General features: G+C 40.6%; 11 protein-coding genes and 1 other RNA gene. 3 read left to right on the top strand and 9 right to left on the bottom strand.

Annotated features, from left to right (window positions below):
• Positions 1-3 precede the first annotated feature (3 nt).
• From SJY38_RS04045 to SJY38_RS04020, 6 genes are all read right to left on the bottom strand, one after another.
• Positions 4-495, bottom strand: a complete 492-nt coding sequence (locus SJY38_RS04045) for a hypothetical protein (RefSeq protein ID WP_286743016.1) — start codon at positions 493-495, stop codon at positions 4-6.
• Positions 496-546: 51 nt separating this feature from the next.
• Complete coding sequence (locus SJY38_RS04040; protein WP_377109318.1) at positions 547-1,398, bottom strand: alpha/beta hydrolase; 852 nt, start codon at positions 1,396-1,398, stop codon at positions 547-549.
• A gap of 86 nt (positions 1,399-1,484) precedes the next feature.
• Positions 1,485-1,775 (bottom strand): type II toxin-antitoxin system RelE/ParE family toxin, encoded by a 291-nt coding sequence (locus SJY38_RS04035; protein ID WP_377109317.1) that lies wholly within the window; start codon positions 1,773-1,775, stop codon positions 1,485-1,487.
• Positions 1,765-2,016, bottom strand: coding sequence for a type II toxin-antitoxin system Phd/YefM family antitoxin (locus SJY38_RS04030; protein WP_054983456.1), 252 nt, complete (start codon positions 2,014-2,016; stop codon positions 1,765-1,767). The genes SJY38_RS04035 and SJY38_RS04030 overlap by 11 nt, the downstream gene beginning before the upstream one ends.
• 83 nt (positions 2,017-2,099) lie before the next feature.
• Positions 2,100-3,182: an RDD family protein gene (locus SJY38_RS04025; protein WP_377109316.1), complete on the bottom strand. Its 1,083-nt coding sequence runs from the start codon at positions 3,180-3,182 to the stop codon at positions 2,100-2,102.
• A gap of 186 nt (positions 3,183-3,368) precedes the next feature.
• On the bottom strand, positions 3,369-4,454 hold the full coding sequence (locus SJY38_RS04020; protein ID WP_377109315.1) for an alkene reductase: 1,086 nt from the start codon (positions 4,452-4,454) through the stop codon (positions 3,369-3,371).
• 216 nt (positions 4,455-4,670) lie between these two features.
• On the opposite strand from SJY38_RS04020, the gene zigA reads away from it, so the two are divergent.
• Both zigA and SJY38_RS04010 read left to right on the top strand, forming a co-directional pair.
• Positions 4,671-5,870 carry a zinc metallochaperone GTPase ZigA gene (gene zigA, locus SJY38_RS04015; RefSeq protein ID WP_377109314.1) on the top strand — a complete coding sequence of 400 codons (1,200 nt, stop codon included), beginning with the start codon at positions 4,671-4,673 and terminating at the stop codon, positions 5,868-5,870.
• Positions 5,870-6,559 (top strand): DUF1826 domain-containing protein, encoded by a 690-nt coding sequence (locus SJY38_RS04010; protein ID WP_377109313.1) that lies wholly within the window; start codon positions 5,870-5,872, stop codon positions 6,557-6,559. Before zigA ends, SJY38_RS04010 begins: the two co-directional genes overlap by 1 nt.
• Before the next feature lie 26 nt (positions 6,560-6,585).
• On the opposite strand, the gene SJY38_RS04005 is transcribed toward SJY38_RS04010, so the two are convergent.
• From SJY38_RS04005 to SJY38_RS03995, 3 genes are all read right to left on the bottom strand, one after another.
• Entirely contained in the window at positions 6,586-9,345 is a 2,760-nt protein-coding gene (locus SJY38_RS04005; RefSeq protein WP_377109312.1) for a response regulator, read from the bottom strand.
• A 560-nt stretch (positions 9,346-9,905) separates the two neighbouring features.
• Positions 9,906-10,002: signal recognition particle sRNA small type (ffs, locus tag SJY38_RS04000), an RNA gene on the bottom strand.
• A 138-nt stretch (positions 10,003-10,140) separates the two neighbouring features.
• Positions 10,141-11,016: a DUF3014 domain-containing protein gene (locus SJY38_RS03995; RefSeq protein WP_004586946.1), complete on the bottom strand. Its 876-nt coding sequence runs from the start codon at positions 11,014-11,016 to the stop codon at positions 10,141-10,143.
• Between the two features lie 222 nt (positions 11,017-11,238).
• On the opposite strand from SJY38_RS03995, the gene SJY38_RS03990 reads away from it, so the two are divergent.
• Positions 11,239-12,384, top strand: a complete 1,146-nt coding sequence (locus SJY38_RS03990; RefSeq protein WP_004586945.1) for a patatin-like phospholipase family protein — start codon at positions 11,239-11,241, stop codon at positions 12,382-12,384.
• The last annotated feature ends 79 nt before the right edge of the window (positions 12,385-12,463 follow it).

Raw genomic sequence — 12,463 nt, 5'->3', positions numbered from 1 at the left:
GGTTTAAACATCAGGGTAATTTTTTATCCATTGATCAGTACACCCTCTTTCAAGATAAATTGAGATTGTTTTCTTTAAAAGACGAGTTGTCATGTCCATTAATGCAGTTGTTCCCCCGGTAATTGCATTTTTCTCATAAATATAGCGACTTTCAATAAAGGTATGTCGATACTTTTCAATCAGTATCATTGAAAAGTCGCTTGAAAATTTATGCTTAATTGAAGTTGGTAACGCATTAAATAGATACACCAAATCATGTGCATTTTCTTTTTTATTAAGAGCCTTAGCGTTGAATTGATATTTTTCGTTTGTTAATCCATTATTGCTTACTACTTTGCAGTTAAAGCTTTTAAGTAATATCTCCAAAGCTAGTGCTGCATTAGCTATCGAAATACTAATTGAATGACTCCACATAAGCTCTGACGCCTTCAAATATAGATATGATGTTTCAATCATATGAGGAGCTAAAACCCAATCATAGCTGTCATCGTTCATAGCCTTTCCTTAAAAATCATCTAAATATTTTTATTCTATGAAACTAGGTTGCTAGTTCCTTAATAACTCTTTAATCCCATAATACCAACTAAGCGCAGCGACTGTGCCATGAGTTTCATCTTTAAAGTAACGTTGATTAATAATTAGATTATTGCTTGGGTGCGCTTTTAACTTTTTAGCAAACGCTACACCCCATTGGTAATTTGTTTTACCAATTTCGCCAAACGCTTCGTCATTATTTGCAAAGGTAAAATATACATTGCCATTAAGCGGCTTATTTATAAGTTGTTTCTCATCAAAATAACGGTTTAGGTAGTTATTATCCCACAGGTAGGTTGCATCAATTATTAAGTAATCTGTAAATAGCGCATGGTTTCTAAGCAATACATAGCTGGCAAACAAGCCACCGAAGGACTCACCTATTAATACGCGTTTAGTTGATGTTCGGTAATTTTTATTAATGAGAGGAATAAGTTCTTTTTCAAAAAAGGCACTGTAATTTGCGGCGTTGCCAATATTTTCAAACTTTTCAAGAAGCTTACCGTTAAATGTCCAATCAACATTGGTTGGGGTAAAATCCCGCTCTCTTATCGCATTTTGACTATTAGGAATGGCTACTATAATTGCTTGTTGTATTTGCTGCTCTAGCCGCTGAGTACTAAGTGCCTCGACTAGCCCAGCGATAGCTTTTAGATGTGTTTGGTCACCATCGAGCAAGTAAATAACTGGGTATACTTGATTGGGGCTTTGATTGTAGCTTGGCGGTAAATAAACGCTAAAACTGCGTTGTTCATTTAAAATTACAGACTCAAGCTGATAGGTTTTGGCTAAAGTAATAGGCTCTGAGGCATTTACATTTATTGTAAAAAATAAATATAAAAATATTATTGATAAGACTTTCATACATATCCTTGTATTAAATTAATAGCTAACCAAGAAGAAACGCCCGCCCTTCTTTCAACAATCAAAACACCGCTTTTATTGCTAAGCTATTCCTTAGCTCTTGAGGCTAACTTTTTATATATTGCATCTTTATCGCGTTTACCAATTGCGAGTACATACACCACAACTTCGTCATCAATAACTTCGTAAGCAAGGCGGTACCCTGCCGTACGCAATTTTATTTTATAAACATTATCAAAGCCGCGTAATTTAGAGGTTGGGACATGTGGATTATCTAAGCGCTCAGCAAGTTTCTTTTTAAACTGGCTTTTAAGTGGTGGTGCAAGTTTTTCCCACTCTTTTAAGGCTGCTGGTAAAAACTTTAACCTATAAGTCATCTATACTAACTTCAACCGCTTGAGATAAATCGCCTCTGCGGCTCTCAACAACTTTAGTTAGTTCATAATCACCCAATTGTTCCATAAGTTGCTCATACATTTGTGCAGGCACCAAGTAAGCTGCAGGCTTATTATGATTTAATATGGCTATTGCAGCGCCATCAGCTTCATTTAAAAGCGCGGTTGGGTTTTTTTTAAGTTCTGAAATACTTGCCGAACAATCAGCTAAAACCTGTCTCATATAACACCTATAAAGAACTAAATTAAGACCTTATTTTAGCCCTTTTTTTATCTAAAGCTATATATTTTATAATTGCTTATTTTCTAAGTAGTTTTTAAATTCTCTTCTACCGTTTTCACATTTACAACTTGATTCACACTGCCTTGGATAACCACAGTCGCTGATATTTTATCTTGAATGGCTTGCCTGTTTGGGTCCCAGTACACTTGTAAGAAGCCTAATAAACCTGTTGCAAAACCGGCGCCGTATCCGCCGTATCTGCCAAAACAATCAAGCATACCTAGTGGCTCGCCATTTAGTGAGACCACCCGAATATTACATACTTTTTTACCTGGGGTTTGTCCGCGCCATAATAACGAGAACAACGTAAAGTATACGGCCGCCCAACCAAAACCAAGGCCTAGGTCTTGAATAATGCCTTTACCCCACTGCACAATGCTGGTGACAGGTTTGGTTTGTACGCTTTTAGTTTCAGCTTTTTCAGTGATATTGCTTTTATGAGTTATTTCGCCCGAAATGCTTTCTAGCTCTGTCTCATTATTTTTAAAATCATCTGCCGCAACGGGCTCATCATCAGATATAGCCATTAAGTGCAATAATGTGCGCGTAACTTCAATCCCTCCTACGTTTTGCATTTCAGCAAGCGCTGGTAATTGGCCAACTAAATTTGCTCGAGCAACGCTTTGGCAAGTGTCATCACAGTTTTTATCGTCGTCTGTTTGTGTTAAATAGGTGCGTATTATTGCTTTATCATGCTCGCTTAGCTCATCGTTTTGCTGTGTTTTTTCTAGTTGAGGTGTTTGAATAGCGGTATCGCCTTCAAAAAAATCAATCGCTAACGAGAGTACAGTTAATGAACTTACAAATAAAAAGCTCGCGGCAAAAAGCTTTAGGGCTCTGCGCCAAAACGACGACATTTTTGGAAGATATTGCTGCGCAGTGCCTTTATAAAAAGCCATGGCAGCCACAAAGGCAATTAAAGTGGCGCTTAACTTAGCGGCCATAAATATTAAAGTGACATCAATAGTCATCGCCAATGCACGTTTAATTGGGCTCGCTAATGGAAGACCTAATAACGCTTGGTCAATTTTAAAGGCATACGGGGTGATCACGTCTTTGGTTTCAGAGTCTGATAACGCGAGTTGCTCTATCTCTTTGGTTTTCATTTTTATTTTTATGTTTTTAAAATGGGTAAGCTATTTAACTTACGCGCTTTTTATTGTTATATCAATCCGCTTAATTAAGTGATCTATTTTGCGAATTGGTATTAGCCCAAGTTAAAAGTATTGATTTACCAGCATAAAAAAAGGGCTGCATACATGCAGCCCTTAAAATACTTTATTTATAAATAATTAAGCGGTTGGGTAATCGGTATAGCCTTGCTCTGCGCCACCAAATAAGGTGTCGAGGTTGTGGCTATTTAGCGGTTTACCTTGCTTTAAACGTGCAGGTAAATCTGGGTTAGACACAAACGGGCGACCAAAGCCAATCATGTCGGCCCAGCCTTGTGTTAGGGCTTCATCGGCACGTTCTTTAGTATACTTACCTGCATAAATTAATACGCCGCTGTACGCTTTACGAATAGCCTGTTTAAACTCAACACTCATTAAAGGGGCATCATCCCAGTCGGCTTCAGCAATGTGCATATAGCCCACGCCAGCGTCGTTTAGTGCTTGAGCAACGGCTAAATATGTTTGCTCTGGGTTATCATCAACCGTGCCGTTAAGCGTGGTAAGTGGTGCAAGCCTTACACCTACTTTTTGACTACCAATTTCATCGCTTACTGCATTTACAACCTCTGTTAAAAAACGCAAACGATTTTGCACACTGCCGCCATATTCATCAGTACGGGCATTTGATTGCGAGTCTAAAAATTGGTTAATTAAATACCCGTTAGCGGCGTGTAGCTCTATGCCGTCAAAGCCTGCGTCTACTGCATTTTTAGCCGCTTGGCGAAATTCGCCTAGTACATTTTCAATATCTTGCTTGCTCATTTCACGCGGTAACTGAGTATCTACAAAGCCAGGCTCGCCGTTTGTATCTACAAATACTTTTACGTCTTTTGCAGCAATGGCCGATGCTGATATAGGCTGCACACCGCCTGTGTTATCGCTGTGTGTTACGCGCCCTACATGCCAAAGCTGCGCAAACATAACGCCACCAGCATCGTGCACTTTGTTGGTCACCGTGCGCCAACCTGCGACTTGCTCGTTTGTGTAAATACCTGGTGTCCAGGCATAGCCTTTACCCAGCTCACTTATTTGTGTGCCTTCGCTTACTATTAACCCAGCACTTGCTCGCTGAGCGTAATAAGTGGCCATTAAATCATTGGCAATGTCGCCAGGCTGCGTTGAGCGCGAGCGAGTCATTGGTGGCATAACAATACGGTTTTTTAAAGTTTTACCTGCAAGTTCTATGGGTGAGAAAAGTAACGTCATAATGCCTCCTAAGTTTGATGGCGCTCATAATAGCGCAGCTATATAAATTCAAAAATAGCAAAAAACACAAAATAGCTTTGTTATATTTGCAAAAGTGTCTACTTATTCTTCTGCTGAGCATTACATACAAACCATTTAAAAAGTCATGCTAGTGCTAGAAAATTTAATTGATACAATATAACATAACAATAAATACCTATTAGTAAGTAAAATTAAATGATCAATAAACTGCCCGTCACAGTGTTATCAGGCTTTTTAGGCGCTGGTAAAACAACCGTACTTAGCCATATTCTTAATAACCGACAAGGAAAAAAAGTGGCTGTCATTGTCAACGATATGAGCGACATAAACATAGATGCAGCCACAATTAAAAGCGATGTGTCGCTCAATCACAGCAACGAAAAACTCGTCGAAATGAGCAACGGCTGTATTTGCTGCACACTACGAGAAGATTTACTTGTTGAAGTGGGTAAACTTGCCAAAGATGGCCGTTTTGATTATCTCGTCATTGAATCAACAGGCATTTCAGAACCTCTACCGGTTGCCGAAACATTTACCTTTGCCGACGAAAACGGTGTTTCTCTTGGTGATGTTGCCACCCTCGATACCATGGTAACCGTGGTTGATGCGGTTAACTTTTTAACCGACTACGAACAAGCAAACGATTTACAAGATACTGGCGAATCGTTAGGAGAAGACGACGAGCGAAGCGTGGCTGACCTACTTGTTGATCAAGTTGAATTTGCGGACGTTATTTTAATTAGCAAAACTGATTTAGTCACCAATGAACAGCTCAATAAGCTTATTGCCATTTTAAATACGCTTAATACTCAAGCTAAAATGATTCCTATATCAAACGGCAATATTAATATTAACGAAGTGCTCAACACGGGCTTATTTAATTTTGCACGCGCCCAACAAGCGCCGGGTTGGCTTAAAGAAATGCGTGGTGAACACATTCCCGAGACCGAAGAGTATGGTATTAGCAGCTTTAATTATACGGCGCGCCGCCCATTTAACCCTGAAAAGTTTTATCACTTTTTGCACAACACCGAGCAATTTGGCAAGCTCATTCGCTCTAAAGGGTATTTTTGGCTCGCAACGCGCCCTTTATTTTGCGCGCAGTGGAGCCAAGCCGGCGGTATAGCTCATTACGGGTTTGCTGGCATGTTTTATAAAGCAATTCCTAAAAAAGACTGGCCCACAGATCCCGAGCTACTTGCTGATATAAACAGTAAATGGATAGAGCCCTTTGGTGATATGCGTCAAGAACTTGTATTTATTGGTCAGTCGTTAAATAAACACGCCATGATTGAGGCGCTTGATGATTGCCTACTGCCAGAAGAAGCCGTGCTTAAAGGTAAGGATTTTTGGAAAACCTATAACGACCCGTTTCCTATTTGGGAGGAAGTGTAATGAATGCCCTAGCTCCAATAACGGCGCAAATAAAACCCACTGAGCAACTCCACCGAAGAGCAGCTAAAGACAATAACGACAATATATTGCCACACATTTATGACCAAAACACTAACATCGTTATTTGGCAAAGAGACCTTGAACAAGCATTAACAAATGCCGTTAATACACTCATTAGCACTAATGCCATAAAACCACTTGAGCTTGCGGTATCACCCGATGATGCGTTTGATAAGTTAGTCACTGCACTTAAACCAAATGATAATAACCGCGATGAAACTGATGCGCTATGTAAAGACATAGCATTATTAGTTGAAATGTTTTGCTGCCTATTTGATTTAAAACGCGCCGGTTTAAGGCTAAAAATATTAGATAAACCTATGTGCCCGCGTTTTCATGTAGACAAAATTCCGTGCCGATTAGTGACAACTTACCAAGGCGTCGCAACGCAGTGGTTAAATCACAGCGATGTAGACCGCTCAAAGCTTGGAACTGGTAATTTAGGTAAGCCCGATGAAGAGTCTGGCTTATTTAAAAGCCTAAATAATATTAATCAGCTAAATCAAGGGGATGTTGCCCTGCTTAAAGGTGAGTACTGGGATGAAAACGAAGGCGCAGGGCTAGTACATCGCTCGCCACCGGTGGCTGCAAACGAGCAACGCTTGTTGCTCACCCTCGATTTTATTTAAAGTTTGTTATGGTGATAAACGCAGCATTAATGGGCGTTTATCACCCTCGCGATTACTTCGTATAACCCTTGTGTATTTACCGGTTTAGATACAAAGTCATCCATGCCTACACTCAAACAGCGCTGCTTATCATCTTCATAGGCGTTTGCGGTAATAGCAACAATGGGCACATGTGCCTTTGTGTTTACCTCGTTAGCCCGTATTGTTTGGGTGCACTCGTAGCCATCCATATTAGGCATTTGGCAATCCATTAAAATTAAATCAAAGCGATTACATTCAAGTACTTTTAGCGCTTCTATGCCATCGGTTGCCATCACTAAGTTTACCTTTGTAGGCTCTAGCATTTTTGCAATTACTTGGCGGTTAATGGGGTTATCTTCAACCAGTAAAAGTGTTTTATCACTTAAATTAGGCAACGACTTCGGCTGTTTAACGGGCTCTGGTTTGTTGGACTGTGCTTTAGGTGCACTTACGTAAAATTTAAGTACGCTGCCTTTGCCTGGTTCGCTGTTGAGGGTAATTTCACCCTGCATTTTTTTAATTAACCCTTGGCTAATTGCTAAACCTAAGCCTGTGCCACCATACTTACGTGCCACACCTACATCTGCTTGCGTAAACTCACTAAATAACAACGACTGCTGATCTTTTTCAATACCAATGCCGCTATCGGCTACGCTTATTAAAAGTTGCTCGTTTTCGTAATCAAACGATAAGCGCACAAAACCACGCTCGGTAAACTTATACGCATTAGAGAGCAAGTTAATAATGACTTGGTTTAAACGTAAGTCGTCTACTTTTACGCAATCTGGCAGCCTGTCGCTTTGGCTAACAATAAACTCGACGTGATCAGAACTTACAATGGGAGAAAACAACGACTTTATATTGGCAATAAACGGCGCAAGGTTAGTCGCCCTAGGGCTAATTTCCATGGCGTTAGCTTCTATTTTAGAAAAATCTAAAATATCGTTTAAAATTTTCAGTAAATTTTGTGCGCTTTTTTGCTGCGTATTTAATAGCTCTCGCTGCTCATCGGTTAATGAATTATCGCGTAATAAAACCTCACCCATGCCTAAAATACCGTTCATAGGGGTGCGTAGCTCGTGGCTCATATTGGCTAAAAATTGCGACTTAGCAACATTGGCTAAATTAGCCCTATTTACCGCTTTTTTAAGCTCGGTGGTTTGCTCTGCTACTTTGCCCTCTAGCTGCTGATTAAATTCGCTCAGCTGGGTATTTAACCCTTGGTTTCTGATATTAGAGGCTTGTAGGTTTTCTATTGAACGCTGAAGCGCATTAGCTAGTAATTCAAATTGCTGTTGTAGCTGCAATACTTCATGCCAGCTTGAGTCTGTATTAAACTTATGTGTTTTGGTTTTGCCAAAGCTTTGCATTAGCGTAGTTAAGCTAGTGATTGGCTGCACTAATAAATTAGCAAGTTGGTGTATAAAAATAACCACCATAAGCATCAATATCGCACTTAACAAAATAGTGGGTAGCCAAGCTTTTGCCACCGACATACTTAAATGCTTACGATTATAAAAGGTAATAACTTGCCAGTGATTTTGTGGATCAATGTACCTAGAGCTGTGGTACACCTCGTTTTTAGTTGAACGAAATAGGTTTTTATCACCTAAATTACTGGTATTAAAGCCCTCCCCGTTAAAATGGCTCAGTATTTTAAATTCATCAAGGGAGCTAAATACCACTTTTTGCTGCGCATCTAGCACCACTAAATCGCCCGTGTACTCAAATAAGTTAGGTATAAACCGCTCTAAGCGGTCTAACTTTAACGAGCCCTCTACCACACCATAAAACGTATTGTCACGGTATATAGGTGCCGACAGCGCCACAATGGCCTCGTTACCTAGGCCGCGACCTTGAAACACACCACTGGTATAACCCAGAGGGAACTGCTGAGCTTGGGTAAAGTATGCTCTGTCTTTAACACTACGCTGCGCAAGGCTAAGCCCCTCTATTAAATCGCTGGGCGAGCTTAGCTCTACAAAGCCATCTGGGTTTGCATACAAGCTGGTGGTAAAGCCTGGAAATAACGACATTAGTCGTTTGAGCTGCACATCGCTTGCAGTGCCCGCACTTATTGCGTCGCTACTCATAACAATGGCGTTTTTATGAAATGCTAAATAATCATTTAATTGCGTGCTAATAGACTCGGCTTTTTCTTTTAGTTGAGCGTTTACTTCATACTCTAAGCGCGCATGATGATCGTTTACTAAAATTACACTGGTTAGCAATACCACTAAAATAATAATGACACTAACCACATAGCTTAAAATTTTTGCCAGTGGCCGACCCTGATACGCACGGCTAGCGTAAGGTACAAATACACTAACTAAATCAACCACCGCCAAGCTTATTAGCGCGTTAATTAAGTACTTTGATATCGCTACTATTAGCGTTAACCAGGCTAAGCCAATAACAAATTGGCCTATAACCCATACAAAGGGTAAACCAATACATAGCCAAAATACGCTACCCAGAGGAAGAATAGGTTTAGAGCGGCGTAAGCAAAAAGCATAAAGCCAACAAAGCTCGAGTAAATACACAATACTCGGCCAACAATGGCCCCATCTATAAAGTAAAAAACCAGAAACAATGGCAAGGCTTAGGCACGCGTAACGCAGCCCAGTAAATACTAAGCTGCATAAAACAAACAATTGCCCAAACAAAAATTCGGAGCTGTCGAAAAAATACAATGGCGAGAGATTTACTAACCCGCCTAATAACCCTAATAAAACAGCGAGTGTCCACTTACTTCTTTGCGGCATTAATCAACCTTGGGGCACTTTGTTAACACTTTACATGTTAAAATTAATGTAATTTTTACATTATTACGTACAAGGCAAGGGTTGTCTAGCAGCAATAAAACAGGAACAGATACACATTACCCCCTGTCAAAAAGCGTGTTATGTGTTTTTACACTTACTCTTTTTATGACTGCCACTTAAATTTAACTTAATATCCTTAAGCATAGGTTTAGCATTTGCGATTGCTAAATAGGCATTAGCTAACGCTTCTGGAGCTGCGCAATAATCTACATCGAGTATTACTGTTGAAACATTGAGTGACTGCAATTTATTGCCAAGCTCAGCAGATGTGAGCTTTGCTTTGGCGTTGCTAAATAAGTAATTTGATTTTTTACATAAATAGTGATTGTTTCATCTGCTAGTGCAGTAAACGGCAATAATAAAAACAGTGTGGATGTAAAAATGAGGTAGAGCGGTAATAGTGGAAAATCGACACTCGTGATACTAAATATCTAACGGTGTTACTAAGGAATAATTTAAAAGGAATGTATTTTCACCCAAATGAGGAATTTGGGTGGCAGTCTTACCAGCCACATCTCGGCACACACGTCACAAACTGTGGCTGCTCCCTTCCGGGCCTGACCAGGTTCGCCTGCTAGTGTTGCGAGAGGACCAATAAGACTACCATTGAGGGCCTTGGTTGGCGCGGGAAGGATTATCTCTACTTTTGGTGTGTTATTCAAGGGATAATCAAAAAAGAAAGTGCGATTGCATACTTCATATACAATCGCGGTTAAAAACAGCCTTTAATGCCTATTAATTACGCTCTAACTCGGCTTTAATTTTACGCAGTGCTGCTTTTACTTTTTTCATGTTTTCTGGGCCCATACGTAACAGCTGTTTTTGTGCAGCCGGTAATTGCTCCCATTCAGAAAACGCATACTGATAAGTAACCGAGTCTCGCAGTAGCGGTAACTCGCCTTCTGGCTCCGGTGTATCAAGTAATAACTCAATAGCATCTTCTAGCGTTTGATTAAATTCATCATCGCCGTAACCAATTTCACTGTACGCGTTGTTGATTAATGGCTTGTACTGCTCGTACATACGCACAGCTTGGGCGGCGCTCATGCTCGTAAATACTTTTACATACGGTGTATAGCGCTCGTAGCTGTTAGGGTCAATTGTTAAAATGTCCCCTTCGTTTACGCTAAATTCTTCTTCAGGTTTAACCACTGGCGTGTGCTTTTTAGCAATTTTGCCTTTGGCTATGTTGTCTATAAATACAACGCCACGGCGAATTACATCGTCGGTTACCATTAGGCTCATTACCGAGTCGCTTAGGTATTCATCCATTTTGGCAACCACTACGGTGTCGCTTTCATCAAGCGTTGGTAATGGCTCTACAACCGGCTCTGGCTCAGCTGGGCGTTGAGCAGGTACGCTTAGCTCAGCTGGCTTTTCAGGCTTAACTGATGGCGCATCTACCACAGGGTCGTTTTCTGGCTTTAGCTCCATCACCGGTTGCTCTTTAGGTGTTTGCTCTACCTCTGTGCGAGTTTCTGGCTCGTCAGTGGGCGATAGCAGGACGAACGCAGCGGCACACACTAAAATAATTAAAATAATAACGGCGAATAAAAAATTGTTTTTAGGCGGACGTTTTTGAACATCTGACGCTTCTGGTTTATCTGACATACAAACTCCATAAATTTAAATGCATATTACTCAGAGTACGCTGAGTGGAAAAAATTCACTATCGGTAATCACTATTACTTTAAATATAGGCTTTACAACATAAACCTACACTTACTAATTAGAACAACGAGCCATAGTAACTCAGTTATTCTTTGATTCTTCTAGCTTAAAGACTTAAAGTTGATAAATAAAGAAAAGACGTTAAGCAGTTCAAAAACCACTATGAAAATCCAGCAAGTTGACCCACATAAACCTAAAATAGCCCTATTACTTACAGGTGGTGGCGCTCGCGCTGCTTATCAAGTGGGCGTGCTTAAAGCGCTTGCTCATAGTATGCCTCGCACCGCGCCTTTACCATTTAGAATTATTAACGGCACTTCTGCAGGCGCGATTAATTCTGCAGCTTTGGCCTGTTATGCCTCGTGTGCACATTTGGCCGTGCGTAAACTTGAGTCTGTTTGGAAAAACTTTTCAACGTCTATGGTCTACAAAAGCGACTTTTTAAGTGTATTTGGCCATATTGCGCGCAATATTTTAACCAGTTTTCAGTCTGAGCATATAAACCACCCGCCAGGCAGTTTGCTAAATAACCGCCCTTTGCGCGGTTTATTAAACGAAATTTTAGATCTGCACCGCATTGAACGTAATTTACACCGTAATTATTTAGAAGCGATTTCAATTACCGCTTCAAGCTATACAACCGGTGACTCTGTTGCGTTTTTTCAGTCAAATACACAAACACCTTGGCAGCGTGCCAAGCGCGAAGGTCGCCCTATGCGCATTAACGTTGAGCATTTAATGGCATCAAGCGCCATTCCTATGGTGTTTCCAAGTGTTAATGTATTTAACCACTATTTTGGCGATGGCTCTATTCACCAGCTCTCACCGCTTAGCCCGTCTATTCATTTAGGGGCTGAAAAAATATTTATTATTGGGGTAGACCAACCAAAAGAGTCGCATCCGGCGGGTTACTCCCCCCACTACCCTGGGCTTTCTGCGGTTGCTGGGCATTTACTCGATAGTGTATTTAGCGACACCATGCAAGCCGACCTTGAGCGCCTTGAGCGAGTCAATCGCACTTTAGGGCTGCTTCCGGCGCGCGACAAACACCAAGAGCTGAAACAAATAGAGACGTGTATTATTAATCCATCAAAAAACTTTAACGATATTGCCGCTCAATACTACAGCGATATGCCGTGGGCAATTAAGTTGCTGCTACGTACAATTGGGGTAAAAAAGCACTCGCAATCGAGTTTAACCAGCTATTTATTGTTTGAAAAACGCTACACTCAGCACCTAATTCAAATTGGCTATGAAGATGGCATGAAAAAACTACCCGAAATACGCCAATTTTTAGAGCTCGACTAGCTAATGTTGGCTTTTGCTAATTAAAACTTGTTCTATGGGCTATTTAATCGCAGAGTAAGCTTTGAAACCAACTGTTCCT

This window comes from Pseudoalteromonas sp. R86517, assembly GCF_042466295.1.
GTDB classification, from domain to species: Bacteria; Pseudomonadota; Gammaproteobacteria; order Enterobacterales; family Alteromonadaceae; genus Pseudoalteromonas; species Pseudoalteromonas atlantica.
Note: the sequence above shows the minus strand (reverse complement) of the source record. Positions and strands in the feature narration are given on the sequence as shown.